Annotated in this window: 10 protein-coding genes; 2 read left to right on the top strand and 8 right to left on the bottom strand. The window is 36.9% G+C overall.

Annotated features, from left to right (window positions below):
* Positions 1-199: 199 nt before the first annotated feature.
* The 8 genes from ABNX05_RS22945 to ABNX05_RS22980 form a co-directional block, all read right to left on the bottom strand.
* Positions 200-1,312 carry an amidohydrolase gene (locus ABNX05_RS22945; protein ID WP_349661809.1) on the bottom strand — a complete coding sequence of 371 codons (1,113 nt, stop codon included), beginning with the start codon at positions 1,310-1,312 and terminating at the stop codon, positions 200-202.
* A 408-nt stretch (positions 1,313-1,720) separates the two neighbouring features.
* Positions 1,721-1,864 carry a hypothetical protein gene (locus ABNX05_RS22950; RefSeq protein WP_349661810.1) on the bottom strand — a complete coding sequence of 48 codons (144 nt, stop codon included), beginning with the start codon at positions 1,862-1,864 and terminating at the stop codon, positions 1,721-1,723.
* Between the two features lie 186 nt (positions 1,865-2,050).
* Positions 2,051-4,588: an InlB B-repeat-containing protein gene (locus ABNX05_RS22955; RefSeq protein WP_349661811.1), complete on the bottom strand. Its 2,538-nt coding sequence runs from the start codon at positions 4,586-4,588 to the stop codon at positions 2,051-2,053.
* 684 nt (positions 4,589-5,272) lie between these two features.
* On the bottom strand, positions 5,273-7,315 hold the full coding sequence (locus tag ABNX05_RS22960) for a TRAP transporter permease (RefSeq protein WP_349661812.1): 2,043 nt from the start codon (positions 7,313-7,315) through the stop codon (positions 5,273-5,275).
* Positions 7,312-7,830 (bottom strand): DUF1850 domain-containing protein, encoded by a 519-nt coding sequence (locus ABNX05_RS22965; protein ID WP_349661813.1) that lies wholly within the window; start codon positions 7,828-7,830, stop codon positions 7,312-7,314. The genes ABNX05_RS22960 and ABNX05_RS22965 overlap by 4 nt, the downstream gene beginning before the upstream one ends.
* 463 nt (positions 7,831-8,293) lie before the next feature.
* Entirely contained in the window at positions 8,294-9,286 is a 993-nt protein-coding gene (locus ABNX05_RS22970; RefSeq protein WP_349661814.1) for a TAXI family TRAP transporter solute-binding subunit, read from the bottom strand.
* A gap of 432 nt (positions 9,287-9,718) precedes the next feature.
* Positions 9,719-10,270 carry a superoxide dismutase family protein gene (locus tag ABNX05_RS22975; RefSeq protein ID WP_349661815.1) on the bottom strand — a complete coding sequence of 184 codons (552 nt, stop codon included), beginning with the start codon at positions 10,268-10,270 and terminating at the stop codon, positions 9,719-9,721.
* 157 nt (positions 10,271-10,427) lie between these two features.
* Positions 10,428-11,237 carry a 3D domain-containing protein gene (locus ABNX05_RS22980; RefSeq protein ID WP_349661816.1) on the bottom strand — a complete coding sequence of 270 codons (810 nt, stop codon included), beginning with the start codon at positions 11,235-11,237 and terminating at the stop codon, positions 10,428-10,430.
* Between the two features lie 481 nt (positions 11,238-11,718).
* Between ABNX05_RS22980 and ABNX05_RS22985 the strand changes: the two genes are divergently transcribed.
* A complete protein-coding gene (locus ABNX05_RS22985) occupies positions 11,719-12,846 on the top strand; it encodes a response regulator (protein WP_349661817.1) in 1,128 nt (375 codons plus the stop codon).
* A gap of 372 nt (positions 12,847-13,218) precedes the next feature.
* Positions 13,219-16,260: a hybrid sensor histidine kinase/response regulator gene (locus ABNX05_RS22990; protein ID WP_349661818.1), complete on the top strand. Its 3,042-nt coding sequence runs from the start codon at positions 13,219-13,221 to the stop codon at positions 16,258-16,260.
* The last annotated feature ends 33 nt before the right edge of the window (positions 16,261-16,293 follow it).

The following is a 16,293-nucleotide window of genomic DNA, read 5'->3' on the forward strand; positions in this document are numbered from 1 at the left end:
TTTTTTAGCATAATATTCAAAAAATTAAAAGTCAACGCAAAAATTTTATGCTTCTCGAGCGATTTCTACTGTTTTAGCGCAATAAAACGCTTTCAAATAGCTATTTGGAGCAATGCGGAATATTCATATATTTCTATAAAAAAGAAAATAAAAAGGAACTCTATCAAAAGAATTTTGACAGAGCTCACTCTCATAATCATTATTCGTATTCAGGTTTTTTTTCTAACACACAAGCAAGTACTTTCGCAGCGTCCATTAATGCACTTCTTTCAAAAGTCATTTTTGGATGATGCAATCCAGGCGTTAAGTTGGCTCCAATACCTATCATCGTTGCTTTTAATTCAGATTTTTTAACTGTGTAAAAATGAAAATCATCACTTCCAGGTGTTGTGATTTCCCCTGCTAGATGCTCTTCCCCAAGTGTTTCAATAATTGCGTCTTTAGCCATACGTGCGGCAACTGAAGAAACCTCAGCACCAGGTGTAAAGTCTATCCATTTCCAGTCTATATCAATCTCAAACTGCTGTTGGATCGATTTTAAGCCAAATTCAATACGACTACGAAGTAACTCTAGTTGATTATTATGTTGCGCTCGAATATCCAACGAGAAGCTCGCAATGCCTGGAATAATATTCGTACTACCACCATCCGCAACAATCTTCGTTAGCTTTGCAGAATGAGGCTCGAAAGGTGATAAATGTATGCTATTGAGCATTTGTTGTATGGCCATAATCACATCGATTGCATTTTTCCCTTGGTGAGGTCTAGCACCATGGGCATCTGTACCTCGAATAGTTCCTTCTAAAAAATAGGCTGCCCCATGATGAATCGCAGGCGATACCTTACCAAGTGGCAGTTCTTCAATTGGTCTTAAATGAACACCAAATAAATGCGATACACGATCAACCGCTCCTCGCTCAAAGGCAGCACAAGCTCCATTCCCAAGTTCTTCAGCAGGCTGGAAAATAAAACGAACACGATGTTGCAATGGTCGATCTTTCAGCAGTAATAAAGCCCCAAGTACCATCGTTATATTGGCATCATGACCACATGAGTGATTTGCTTGCCATTTCCCATCCACTTCCTGCCATAATGCGTCTATATCTGCACGTACAGCAATAATTTCATCACCTGTACCAATTTCAGCAACTAGCCCCGGAACATCTCCTAACAACCGATAGGATACGCTTAACTCATCTAAAATCGACGCGATTTTTTTTGTCGTCTCGAATTCCTTCCAACTGACCTCTGGGTATTTATGAAAATGTTCAAACCATTGGTAAATTGTTTCCTCTAACACTGCATTTGACATAACCACACCTCTATACGCATTTTTGTTTCCCATTATACATGAAACGAATTCATAAAAAAAAGAGGACAATAACTATAGATTGTGGTTGATTTTCGTTCTGACTGGGCGCGTCGAGTCGTCGCCCAGTCAGAACGGAAATTATTCCGATAAAATGAGAAAACATTCCGATAAAGCGAGATTTTGTTCCGATAAATCTTCAAAGTATTCATCTAAACCAACGAAGGTTGGTCACAAAGGCGTTATCACTCCTCTAACGCTAATCCCCGAGAAGTCGCCCAGCCGGAATGAAGATCCACCTAAATTCATTAGCATACATTCCTACAAATACTACTCCCAACTTTTATGTAAAAAAACAAAGGACTGTGTTAAAAGTAATTTCTACCTTTAGCACAGTCCCTCAAATAAATATTATAAACTTGTAAAAAATCCTTCAGGATATTCTTCATAATGTACCATTGTTAGTTGCTCCTCATTTTTTTCCTCTTCGATATTTAGCTCCAATTCCTGATCCATTAAATACGTTTCAAATTTCGAGTTAAAAATTTTGTCCATTTTTACACCTCCTCGATTCATTTAATTGAATTTTCTGATAAAAGAATTATACAATGACCTTTGCAGAAAAAGCAATAAACGATGCTCATTATGCATAAAAAATATAAAAATAATCTACTTTTTAGATCGAATTTCATCAAAAAGGAGATGGATCAAATTACGATACATCTCCCCTCGTGGTAAGGCCTATAAACCAAGTGCTCGGTACATAATTGCCGTAAATTCTGCACGTGTTAAGTTGTCATTTGGTCTAAAACGACCGTTTTCATCACCTTGTGCAATGTTATGGTCTGCTAATGCGGCAATATATTCACTCGCCCAGTGTGACGAGTCAACATCCTTGAATGTACTATTGCCTTCTGGCGTTAAGCCAAATGCAAGCACCATCACTTTTGCCATTTCGGCACGTGTTATAGAAGCGTTTGGTCGAAATGCTCCATTTGAACCATCCACAATACCCGCTCGTTGTAGTCGTGTAATTTGTTCATAATTTATATGACTTTTAGGGACATCCGAAAAGGTTACAGCCTCTCGGATTGATGTTGGTTGTAATGCACGATCAATCATAAGCACTACATGTTGACGTTGAATCATATCATTTGGTCGGAAAGTGCCGTCTGGATAACCTATAATAATGCATCGCTTGGCAACTTCTTTAATCATATCTTGTGCCCAGTTATGATCAATATCTTTGAAAGTAATGTCACAGCGCTTACTATCCTTCATCCATCGAGCATATAATGTTAGGTCTTCTGTAACTACATCTTTTGAAAAATCCCATGCTTTTGTGAATTTTTTATTTTTATACCAGCCGATAAATATGTGGCCTTTCTTCTTTGGATTAGAAGGAGTTTTCACTATAGCTTTATATACCACTGTTTGCGACGAAATTTTACTGCCTCCGTTAGAATCAAAAGTAACAATATAGTCACCTTCTTGCCATTTTGCATACAACGTTATGTCTGCTGTTACTCTATCTTTCGCAAAGTCCCATACATTTTTAAGCTCCGCATCTTTATACCAACCTTCAAATTGATAGCCTTCTTTCACTGGAGTGGATGGGGCTTTCACTAGGTTGTTATAGCTCACCGTTTGGAACGGCACTTCACTTCCACCATTGGAGTTAAAAGTGACTTTATAGCTTGGCGAACTTCCGCCAGACCCTCCTGAGCCACCAGATCCTCCGCCTGATGCATTATCCCTTGTCCATTTCGCATACAACGTAACATTTTTAGTCACTACGTCTTTTGCGAAATCCCATAGTACTGTCAATTCTTTATCTTTGTGCCAGCCGTCGAATGTATAGCCTTCCTTCTTTGGAACAACTGGCGCTTTCACTAATTCGTTATATCCCACTGTTTGAGATGAAACTCCGCTACCTCCTTTGGCATCAAAAGTAACGATGTAGCTTGCTTTCAACCATTTAGCGTATAGTGTGATATCTTTTTTCACTACATCTTGAGCGAAATCCCATGCCTCTGTCAGCTCTTTGCCTTTATACCAACCTTCAAATGTGTACCCTTCTTTTTTTGGAGGGAATGGGACTTTCACTAATTCATTATATCCCACTCTTTGCGATGAAACTTCGCTGCCTCCATTCGTATCGAACGTAACAGTATAGCTTGAGCTTGCGTTCGACCATTTAGCATATAGCGTGATATCTTTTTTCACCACATCTTGATCAAAATACCATATTGCTGTTAGCTCTTTATCTTTATACCAACCTTCAAATGTGTACCCTTCTTTTTCTGGAGGGGATGGGGCTTTCACTAATTCATTATATATGATCGTTTGCGATTGAACTTCGCTGCCTCCATTTGCATCAAACGTGACAGTCAACGGACTCCACTTAGCATAAATAGTCATTGGTTTAGTCACAGATTTATCCCAACTTATATCAAATTCTTCATCCTCAAACCACCCAAGGAAAGATTTACCACTTTTATTCTGGACGTCAAAAGGTGCTCGACCAGTCCATTGGAATTTATGTTCTCCATAAAAGGTTACAACATCTAATGAATTAGATCTAAATGCGTTCTCTCCTAGTGTTGTCACGTTTGATGGGATATCTACACTTGTTATTTGATTATATGAAAATGCATAGTCTCCTATAGTTGTCACATTTGAGGGGATTCCTACACTTTCTAAATTATTATTAGAAAATGCCCATCCTTCTATGGTTGTCACACTTGAGGGGATTTCTACACTTGTTAATTGATTTCTATGAAATGCCACTAGTCCTATCTTAGTCACACTTGAGGGGATTTCTACACTTGTTAATTGTTTATCGTTAAATGCGAACTCCCCTATTTCTATAACTGGTTTACCATTGATTTTACTAGGAATTACGATATCTGATTTATCACCTTGATATCCTATAACGGCAATACCATTGTCTACATCTTTTGTTATATAATCATCCTCATTATTCATCTCGAGAATGGTACTATCATCCACACTGTTTGACGGTCCCATTTCCTCCTCATCATCATTGCTTGGAGAAGAAATATTATCATCACTATCATTTGGCAATATAGCTTCATCTTCGTTATCTGAAATTACGGTTTCAGCTTCTTTGTTTGGTGCTTCATTCTCATTTTCATATTCACTTGGCAATACAATATCATTCTCGCCATTACTTGTCGCATAAACAGATAGATTACCCAGTGACGATTGAGAGAACATTAAAAGTATTGAAGCCAATAGTAAAAAGGCTTTTTTCATTTTGCAATCTCCTTTCGACATATTTGTAATAAGTGGGTACCCAATAAATAGATACCCTTTATTAACCAGTTATAAATTTTATTAAAATAATTTTTTGATATATGAATTCATCGAAATTATTAAGTTAACCAAAATGAAAAATAGTGTAGAACCTTTTCTAAGTCCTAAACTCTGGTATCCCTTCTGAATCAGGGTCAACACACTTTCCAAAAAAGTTAACTTCCTATCACTTTGATATGTTTGCGATTCAGCACTCGTTGAAAAAGACATACTTAAAAACATCACTACTATTACCACAAATACAAGATTATTCACTTTTTACACTTAACCTATACCTCTAACCGAACTCCTTTAAACATATTTATCCTCTTTTAAGTATTTTCCACTTTTCATCTCTTGCAATGACCGATTATATAGCATTTTACAAAAGGATAAAAATCAATCTTTGCTTACTTTTGAACATATTTTGATAATCAATTTTCTTGAAATTTTATTATTAATTATGTATGTGCTTCTTATTCCACTTTCGTTTTCAACTACAAAAGAAAAAGAATCCGCTCATTCCCGCAGCTTGTAAGTTAAGCAAATACCTGTAAGCATACAAGGCATGCACTTACTAACTCAGAAAATGAGTAGATTCTTATTTTTTAATTGTATATCGGACATAAGCCCTTTACTTTTTACTTAAGCTGCTGTAACACTCGTTTTACTATTTCGATCGTCGTCATCGTTACCTTTATGCTGTGTTACGTATTGGATAACAAACATTGCAATAAAGATGGCTAAACCTGCCCAATCTGAAAACTTTTCTGGATAGATAAGAAGCAAACCAGCTGCAATCGCAATAATACGTTCAAACCAAAGCATTTTGCGATACCAGTAACCGATTACTCCCGCACCAATAGCTACCATTCCTGTGATAGCCGTGAATACTACCCATATAATTTGAGGTATAGTTGTATCTATCATTAACAACGCAGGTGAGAATACAATCATATATGGAATAATAAACGCTGCAATAGCAAGCTTCGCTGAGTTTACACCTGTTTTAATCGGATCTCCCCCAGAGATTCCCGAAGCCGCAAAAGCAGCAAGTGCAACAGGCGGTGTTATATCAGCGATAATCCCAAAGTAGAATACAAAGAAGTGTGCCGATAATAAAACGACTATTGGTACTAATTCCTGCGGTGTATTCGGTGATAATAACGCTACGATTGCCGGAGCAGCAATCGTTGATGTAATGACATAGTTTGCTGTTGTAGGAGCCCCCATCCCAAGAATTAGGGAAGCGATCATGACAAAAATTAGCGTTAAAATAATACTACCACCCGCTAATTCTACTAAACTATTCGCTAAGCTTAAGCCTAGACCCGTTTTCACAACAACACCTACGATAATACCCGCGCAAGCCGTTGCCGCTACGACACCAAGTGCTGTACGAGCCCCCTCTACTAATGCGTCAATAATATCTTTTGGTTTTAAACGTGTTTCCTTATTAAACATCGCGACACCAATAGAAATAATAATACCGTACAGTGCTGCATGCATTACCGGCGTACCAGTTAACATTAAAACGATAATTGCGACGATCGGTAATAGAAGATAAATTTTCTTAAATACTTCTCGACGATTTGGCATTTGATCATCCCGTAAGCCTCTTAAACCTACGCGTTTCGCTTCGAAGTGCGTCATAATCCAAATACCTGTAAAATAAAGTAATGCAGGGATCGCCGCCGCTTTCGCAATATCCCAATACGTAATTCCGCGGCCGATAAACTCAACCATTAAAAACGCTGCCGCACCCATAATCGGAGGCATTAACTGCCCACCAGTAGATGCCGCTGCTTCAACTGCACCTGCGAACTCTTTACGGTAGCCAAGTTTTTTCATCATCGGAATCGTATAGGATCCAGATGTTACAACATTCGCTACAGAGCTTCCCGAAATCGTACCTTGAAGCGCACTAGAAAATACCGCCACTTTTGCAGGGCCACCAATTAATTTTCCCGCAAGAGATACCGCTAAATCATTAAAGTATTGACCAACACCCGTTTTGACAAGGAACGCTCCAAAAAGTAAGAACACAAAAATAAATGTAGCAGAAACACTAATCGGTGTTCCAAAAATCCCATCTGTCGTAAAATACATGAGATTAACAATGCTCTCAAAATCTTGCCCTCTATGTGCCATAAAAGCTGGGAAATACGGCCCGAAATATGCATAAATTAAGAAACCTACAGCAATGATGGTAATCGGTAACCCTACTGCACGGCGAGCTGCCTCAAGTACTAATACAACCGCCACGAGACCTACAATAAAATCTGTTTGAGTAATGGTACCATTACTATTCACAAGCTCTGAATAATTCATTGTCCAATACGAACCTACTACAATGGATAATACCGCTAAAATATAATCGAACCATGCAATTTTATTCTTTGCCGCTTTTTTCCGAGCTGGGAATAATAAGAAAATTAAGGTTAAACCAAAACCTAAATGTATCGTACGCTGAATTTGCGCTGGAAATTGGCCAAAAATTGCTGTGTAAAGTTGAAACAATGAAAATGCTAGTAATCCAAAGAAAATGACATGCTTCATCATGCCCGAAATCGTTCGTACATTGGATTCAATATCATACTTCTCAAGTATTGCTTGTTGCTCTTCTGCTGATATTTGTTCAAATTCTTCTTTTTTTACTTCGTCGTTTGATTTATGCTGTGTCGTCATTTCATCCTTACTCCTTTCCATTGTTCATAAAGCGATAAACGCTTCACCTCAAATAAGTAGGATTTTCCCCTTTGTAAATCCTTTTTTAAATCGTAATCATAATCCTCGTAATCTAATACAAGATCTAAATCTAAATCGCCTATATAAATCGTAAAATTTTCAATAACTTCATAGTCAAACTGCAAAAAATATTTCCCATTTCGCTCTGTTAATGTTTGATTTTCCTCTGCATAGCTTGGCATGCCAATCGCTAAACTCTCATACTCCATCCCTAACATTTGAATACTAGTTCCATCTACGCATTTATAATGTTCGAGTACATCCGTTTTATGGATAGAGTGAGTATATCTAATATCAAATCTATCCTCAGTTGTAAGTGGTATATAATGTACAATCGGGTCATTTAAACGCGTTTCCGTAAATGCGAATACCTTTTGAAGAGGAAGAAAAATGACTATACTGAAGCAAATACATAAAAAAGCTAAAACAATAATTAATGTTCTCTTTTGCACCACATCTTTTCCCCCACACCGATTATGCCTCAGCATAATTGCGTCCGGAATCGGATTTGCGCAAGCACAAAGAACTCCTTTCCAATTCCGTGACATCCGCCAGAGGCTTTAGACCAACAAATGTTTTCTGTGCGAAAGCGCAGTGCTAACGAAGCGTCAACAAAGGGTTTTGCCTGTGCGAAAGCGAAGCGTCAGCGACAACATGATGTTGGTCACTCAGTCGTTGACACAGGACGTGGCGTTTTTAGACTGAGTTCCTATATTTCTAGCAGGTGTCTTTTGTACCTGTCGCTACGCTTTCGGTACAAAAGACACCTGCTGAAATAGGTTAAAAGCTATTCGCGTTTTATCACTACTTAAGGAAGAAAAGAGACTCGAAGCTTTACGCAATCCGAGCCTCTTTGTATTTAAGAAAATAACGTTACATTCGCCTGATAAAACCTACATTTAATCTTCGAGCGTTCTGTTATTTCTTTTCATCAAAGTATTTTTGAGCACCTGGGTGAACATCAATACTGATTCCCTGTAAACCTGTCTCAGCTTTGATAAATTTCCCTTTATCGTGTGAAATTTTATTTGTGTTATCATAAATAGCTTTCGTCATTGAATAAACAACATCTTCTGGAAGATCTTTTTTCACCGCTAGCATTGCAAGCACTGAAACTGTCTCAGTATCTTTCGCAATACCATACGTACCAGCTTTTACTGTATCTTTTGCATAGTAAGGGTATTTAGCGATTAACTCATCCGCTTTACCAGCATCCATACCGATGATATTTACTTTAGTTGTTGCATTTAATGCCTCAACAGCACCTGTTGGCGTACCAGCAGTAATAAACGCTGCGTCGATTTGACCAGATTGAAGACCGTCTGTAGACTCACCAAAATCAAGGTTTTGTACTTTGATATCATCCATTTTTAAACCATGAATTTCAAGTAATTGTTCAGCATTTGCATAAGTTCCAGAACCTGGTGCACCTACAGAAACCTTTTTCCCTTTTAAATCAGCGTATGATTTAATGCCCGATGCTTCAGTCGTTACTAATTGGACTGTTTCTGGATAAAGTGCACCTAGAGCAGCAATTGTATCAATTTTTTTACCATCAAACATCATTGTTCCCTCAGTTGCGTAAAAAGCAATATCTGATTGCACGAAGGCAATTTCACCTTTACCATCTTGCAAAGCTGTCATGTTGGCAGCAGATGCTTGAGATACTTCAGCCGTCGTTTTAATGTCTGTTTCTTTAGAAATTAAATCAGCAAATGTCCCACCTAGTGCATAGTAAGTCCCTTGTGTTCCACCTGTTAATAAGTTCAAAAAATCCGGCTTAGCAGATGCTGTCGAATCACCCTTATCCGAGCCCTTTGAACCTGCTCCGCTATCAGACCCACATGCAGCTAAAATCAATAGCGCAAAGGCACTTAATAGCATTAATAGCTTGAATTGTTTTTTCTTCATAGTAACCTTCCCCCTTGGTTAAAAATAAGAATCTATTTAAAATTATCAAATTTAGTATATTAATGTCAATTAATTTATTGTAAATTCAGTCTTTTATAATTATACTATTTCCCTCAAATCCCTAATATTCCCGCATTAAATTAATAACTTCTTCAAACCGAATTTATCTATATTAAACCATTAAATTCTTTTTTAAGAAAATAATTTTGATTTCTATATGTATAAAAATGCATACTCATTATCGAAGTAATCTTTACTTTCTTCTTCAGCAACAAAGTGCCCAGCCGGAACGGAAATCAACCTCACGCTATGGTGAAAAGTAATGAACTAAAAGTGATGATTTCGGACTTTCATTTGTTGTCGATTTTTACCCTTAAAACAAAAAAACTGTATCTAAAGTGATTTTCTTTAGATACAGTCGATTCATTGTCCTTATTGAATAATGCCACAAGCAATTCTAGCACCAGAATTACCCGAAGGATCCGTTTTATAATCATCCTCTGATTCATGAATGATTAATGTAGTGCCCCCCTCACGTAACAATGAGTTGGCAGCATTTTTTTCTAATGTTAGCCCTTCAGCTAAAAAGTTTAGATCTACTTTACCATCTTCTCCAACTTCTAAATTTGGAAGATCTCCTAAATGATAACCTTTAGGGTTATCCTTCCCATGCTCTTTACTCGTTGGATTAAAATGAGGACCTGCTGATTCAAATGTCGGTGGTTCACACTTCCCAACGGAATGAATATGAATGCCATGTTTTCCTGCTGGCACCCCTGATAGCGCGAGTGTCATCTTAACCCCATTATCCTCTTCCTCAAAATATGCATTGCCATAGCTTTCATTATTTTTACCAATTACTTTCGCGGTTGCAGTTAGCCCTGAATTTGCGTTTACTGCCACTTTTTGCTCCTTCTTTTCAAATAAACTACAACCACCGACAAATACTAATAAAGAAATTATTATTAAGCTCATTTTTTTCATAAAAATCCCTCCTCTTTTTGATGGTTTCCAACAATCCTTCCACTTATGCAACTTCAATAGGAATTTTGCGAATCATTGATTAAGGAGTACATTTTGTAAACTTTAAACAATATAAACAAGGATATCTCCAATTCAAGGAGACACCCTCACAATTACATTAATTTAAAATTTTTACAATTACATTTTTGACGCCCCACTGACGAGCTTGTCCCTCGGTAGGAATAAATACATCAATTTTATTACCTTTTATCGCTCCACCAGTATCTGCTGCAATTGCTTCACCATAACCTTCAACCCAAACCCTTGTTCCAAGCGGGATTACTCGTGGATCTACAGCAATTACCTTTAAGTTTGGATTCGATCTTATATCTGTTCCATTCGCTGTAATTCCCGAACATCCTTCGCAATAAGCTGTATAGGCTGTTGCTCGCATTGTGAACGTTTTGCCCGTAGTTGTCGGAGCACTCACTGATTTTGTACTAGCTGTCGCAGCTGTATTATTACTTGAAGTTGTCGCTTGCTTTTTACTTGATGCCGTTGCTACCGTTGTAGGTCTGCTTTCGGACGTTTTAGGTTTCGCTGCCGAAGCTTTGATAGCCAATGATTCACCTACATAAATTAGATCAGAAGATGCAAGGTTATTCCATTCTTGCAATTCTTCCACTGACACATCATTCACACGTGCAATTGTAAATAAAGTATCTCCAGCCTCAACAAAATGTTGGTCTTTCGGCGAATTATCATTTTTCTTTTCGGCTATATTTAAATTTTGCTCTGGATAAAACCATCTTGCGTCTGAGCCGAACATTGGCTCATAATCTTCTAAAGATAAATTGTAAATTTTCGAGATTCCCCACAATGCATCGAATGGCATAAAAGAAAGTTTGTCCTTTGCAGATGACGGACTGGCAAATAAACTTAATCCCAAGGTTAATGTTACTGCTAAAGCTAAAGCTTGTTTTTTCATATTTTGTAACCTCCACATTTTATTATTTCGCAGTCTTCTGCTAGCACACTAGATTTAGGCTCTTAATGCTAGAGAATACAAGCAATCATTCAGGACAACAGACCTGATATTACGAATTATTGCTAAAAATTCGGAAAAATATACAAGAACGAATATATTTTTGGTAAACAATCAATTTTATGGAGGCAATATTAGAACTCTATTTGCAATCTTTATATGTTGGAAAATAAGTGTTTTTATCCGATAATATGGTAAAGGAGGAGTGTGGGTTGGAAATTAATACAGTAATGTCTTCTCAACTGATGAAGCTACAACATACTGTGCAAATGGGTGTTATGTAAAATGCAGTCAATCTTAATATTGCAGCAGCAAGCGACCATACATCCGTATAAAGGGTCTGTCATTGATATTTTAATTTAACCTACTTCACTAAGGTATAATTGATATCAGGTTAATAAAAATTAGAAAGTTGGTGGCCTTTTTGATTCGAGCGATAGTAATGGATGATGAGCCATTAGCGCTTATAAACATGGAGAAAAAGTTAAAGGAATTTAATTCAATAGAGGTCGTTAGATCTTTTACTACTGTAAAAGATTTGCTTGCAGTTGGGCCAACCTTGGATTTCCAAGTGGCATTTTTAGATATTGAAATGCCTGGCTTGAACGGTTTAGAGATTGCACAGCTTTTAAAAGAATGGGACAAAAATATTTATATCGTATTTGTCACTGCGTATCGAGACTATGCAGTACAAGCATTTGAAATTCACTCCCTTGACTATTTATTAAAGCCTATTTCAAAAGCTCGTTTAGAGACAACTATTAATAGAATCCAAGAACTCCTTCACCTAGAAAATAAACCGAATCCTATAGAAGTACGAAATAAACCCGCACTTACGATCCAATGCTTTGGAGGATTCGTTGTTTTACATAATGACAAAGCGGTCCATTGGAGAACGCTTAAAACAAAAGAATTATTTGCCTTTCTTCTTTCCAATCTTAATAGTCATGTGCCTCGCGATACAATCATCGAAGCTTTATGGGCAGACACGGAATGTAAAAAGGCACGAGTGCAGTTACATACAACAGTTTCCTATCTACGCACCACGCTTTCAACATTGGGTTATTCAGAAGTCATACAGTATGCTAACGGCTGCTATATTTTGCAATTAGAGGATTTTCAATGTGATGCCCATGACTTGGAGCATATTTTAAATGGTAAAACGGAGACTGGCAAGATTGATGTAGAGAGAGCTGAGGCGCTCGTGCAAAATTACCAAGGTGAGTTTATGACCTCATTAGATTATCCCTGGATTACTAGTAAAGCAAGTTTTATGAACAACAAATTTACTCTTTTACTTCATGATTTAGTAGAGCACTATACAGCAATAGATGATGTGGAAAAACGAGAACATATATTACTATTAACAGTAGAACATACCCCCTATTCCGATAAAATTATCCAACAGCTAATGAGGCACTATATAGAAGTTGATCATCGGGCAGGTGCAGTAAAGGTTTACAACAACTTTAAAAGTATATTGATGACGGATCTCGGTATTTTACCAAAGCTAGAAACAACTGAGTTGTTTAACGCTATATCTGTTGAATAATTCTAGGCATCGAGAAAAATACCCTCGATGCCTAAGCTTATTGGTAAACAGGTATTATCAATATGCCTTTTGCTTAATCGTGGAGGCTTTAACTTGAATTTACCTACACCAGATTATTTCTCCCCTTGAAATTATACTCACACCCCTTAACGAAAACTAATTCACAAATAAATATAATTGACACATACAATAGGCAAGAGCTAAGATCTCACGCTACTCTCGCCTGAGAGCGAGTAGCCCGAAGCGGAAACCAACTCTTTCTGATTAGTCTGAAAGTAACTTTTTTTATAAATTTCTTATTCCCATTTTCTAAATTTCATGGCATGGTGAATATAGGCCTTTTAATACATTCAGTAAATTCCGGAGGTTCTTATGTCACTGTTAAAAAAAGCGACAATACGACATTCGCTTTTCATCATTTTAATTTTTATAGTTCTTACTACACTTCGTATACTATGGCTTGCCTATTTTTCCCCTTCCAGTGAACAACCGATTGCCCGGGAAGGTGTATTTGATCTACGGGATCATCAGCTATCCGATAAAGAAGTTCTTTACTTAGATGGGGAATGGGTCTACTATCCCGGATTATTAATAGATCCATTAAATATTGATCATAACAAGTCTCTCCAATCATTTGAACAAGCTACCCGGGTGATTCCTATGCAAGAACCTGAGGCAACCGCAGAACGATACGGTACATATCGTTTAAAAATCTTACTCAATGACAATGCTCCCAAAGATAATCGTTATGCCATTCGGATTCCAGCAGTGTCAACTGCCTCAGCATTGTATCTTAACGGGAAGTTAGTTGAACAGTCAGGAAAAGTAGCTACTGATTCACATAGTCATCACGGTCAAGTCGCTACTTATACGCATTACTTTACAAATGAACAACCTGAACTTGACATAATTTTACATACGTCTAATTTCGATACTGCAATAAGCCCTACTATTAATAAAAAAATCTGGTTTACCTCCGCCTCAGCTATGGCGCACCAACAAATTATTAATAATTTATCTTTTGCTACAATTTCAATAACGCTCTTGTTATTTGCACTTTTTAGTAGCCTTGTGTTCTTGTTTATTTATCCAAAACCAGTTGTTTTACTGTTCACAATAGGCTTTCTTTTACCTTTAGCAGATGAGTTAATTTCACATGATCCATCTATACTCAACTGGTTACATCTTGATTATGTATGGTCTTTTAAGTTATCTTCAATTATTTTTCTAGGATCTTCTTTTTTCTTTGTTCAATTTATGCGTGTTTTACTAGTCAAATATCGTCATGCTAAAAGCTTTCAGTGGCTCTTTGCTTTCTACGCCCTTTCAGCATTTTTCACTATCGTCTTACCGATTAATTGGTTAAACACAATAAACTCTCTTTACTTTATACTGTATGTCATTTCATTTTTATCTGTAGTAGTACTCGCATTAAGAGAGTATCTTGAAAATCAAACACAAAGCACTGCTTTTATTGCATTGGCTGCTCTCGGAACATTAAACGGCATCATATGGGCGTATATCAAATCCAACTATTCTTTTGATATACCAATGTATCCATTCGATTATTTGTTTATGATGCTCGGTTTCTCAGGCTATTGGTTTAAACGGTTTTTTGAAAATAAAGAGCAGATTCATCAATTGATTGCTAAATTACAAAAAGACGATGCTTTGAAAGATGAATTTTTATCTAGTAGCTCACAAAAGCTATGGGATCCTATGAATAAAATGATTACGTTAGGGCAATCCATTTACGATAATCCTAACAATAAGCTTATGGCTGATGATAAACAAAACCTAAAACATCTTATTGATATCGGGAGAAGCATGTCATTTTCATTAAATGACATATTAGACTTTACTCGTTTAAAAGAAGGTAATTTGCATCTCCATAAACAAAACGTCAGCATTCAAGGTACAGTTTATGGCGTTTTTGATTTGTTACGTTTTATAACAATCGGTAAACAGATTCAAATGAGTTCAACAATCCCTAGGTCATTCCCTAATGTGGTGGCAGATGAAAATCGATTGATTCAAATTCTTTTTAATCTCCTACACAATGCCATTAAATATACGAGTGCAGGATCTATAAAAATCAGCGCCCAAATCGAAAATAATATGGCTGTTATCCATATTCGTGATACTGGGTTAGGAATGGATGATGCTATCCAAAGTCGTCTATTTTCCCCTTACGAACAAGGAAATGATAATAATGATGGAATCGGCCTTGGATTATTAATTTCAAAGAGGCTAATCGAATTACATGGAGGAACTTTACAAATACACTCTATTCCTAACAAAGGATCGGATGTCTTTTTCACCTTACCATTAGCAGATGAAAACGTTAATGAGGAGCAATCCTATATCGAGGAAGAGGACACGCATCTTCTTGTTGAAGAAAAAAATTCATCATCTATAACGGAAAAGCAATTCAACATTTTAATGATCGATGATGATCCTGTTAACTTAACAATTATGCGTAGCTTATTTGCAACTCCAGAATATGCTGTTACTACAGTTACTAGCAGTGAGAAGGCATTAGAATTGCTACAGCGAGAAGAATGGGATCTAGTCATTATTGATGCGATGTTACCTTATATATCAGGCTATGCATTAACTGAAATTATTCGAGAGCATTACTCATTGCTTGAATTACCTGTCTTAATATTAACGGCTCGAAATTATCCCGCAGATGTTTATACTGGTTTCGCACATGGTGCAAATGACTATGTGACAAAGCCCATTAATTCTTTAGAGTTAAAGGTAAGGAGTAGAGCCTTAATCGATTTAAAATATAGCATCAATCAACGACTACATTTAGAAACAGCTTGGCTTCAGGCCCAAATACAGCCTCATTTTTTATTTAATACATTAAACTCAATTGCATCACTTAGTACGATCGATACAGACCGAATGATTGACTTAATGCATCATTTTGGTGAATATCTACACGCCAGCTTCGATGCGCGAAATTTACAGCGAGTAGTGTCACTTAAGGATGAGTTAGACCTAGTACGGTCATATCTCTATATTAGTCAGCAGCGATTTGGGGACTTACTAAATATCGAATGGGATATTGATGACAATATTAATATTGATATCCCCCCTATCTCCTTACAAACTTTAGTGGAAAATGCAATTTGTCATGGTGTATTAAAACAAGTAGAAGGCGGTACAGTTTGTATTCGTATAAAAGATTTTCCGAATCATGTTGCAGTAAGTGTTATAGATAATGGGGTCGGGATTGATTCAAGTCTATTAGATGAACTACAATCGTGTAGCTATTCGCCAAACTCTGGTGTAGGGCTACGTAATACGGATTTACGTCTTAAAAGGATTTACGGACAGAGGTTACAAATTAATAGCACGTTAAATGAAGGAACAACTATCACCTTCCACATTCCAAAAAAATAAACGAAAGAGGTCATCACATTCCCAATTGGGTTT

Origin of the sequence: Lysinibacillus zambalensis, from assembly GCF_040183165.1 — a bacterium.
GTDB classification, from domain to species: Bacteria; Bacillota; Bacilli; order Bacillales_A; family Planococcaceae; genus Lysinibacillus; species Lysinibacillus zambalensis.

What these genes read in the sequence shown, in the direction of transcription:
- ABNX05_RS22945 (WP_349661809.1), bottom strand. Translation starts at nt 1,312, where the DNA reads ATGTCAAATGCAGTGTTAGAGGAAACAATTTACCAATGGTTTGAACAT.
- ABNX05_RS22950 (WP_349661810.1), bottom strand. Translation starts at nt 1,864, where the DNA reads ATGGACAAAATTTTTAACTCGAAATTTGAAACGTATTTAATGGATCAG.
- ABNX05_RS22955 (WP_349661811.1), bottom strand. Translation starts at nt 4,588, where the DNA reads ATGAAAAAAGCCTTTTTACTATTGGCTTCAATACTTTTAATGTTCTCT.
- ABNX05_RS22960 (WP_349661812.1), bottom strand. Translation starts at nt 7,315, where the DNA reads ATGACGACACAGCATAAATCAAACGACGAAGTAAAAAAAGAAGAATTT.
- ABNX05_RS22970 (WP_349661814.1), bottom strand. Translation starts at nt 9,286, where the DNA reads ATGAAGAAAAAACAATTCAAGCTATTAATGCTATTAAGTGCCTTTGCG.
- ABNX05_RS22975 (WP_349661815.1), bottom strand. Translation starts at nt 10,270, where the DNA reads ATGAAAAAAATGAGCTTAATAATAATTTCTTTATTAGTATTTGTCGGT.
- ABNX05_RS22980 (WP_349661816.1), bottom strand. Translation starts at nt 11,237, where the DNA reads ATGAAAAAACAAGCTTTAGCTTTAGCAGTAACATTAACCTTGGGATTA.
- ABNX05_RS22990 (WP_349661818.1), top strand. Translation starts at nt 13,219, where the DNA reads ATGTCACTGTTAAAAAAAGCGACAATACGACATTCGCTTTTCATCATT.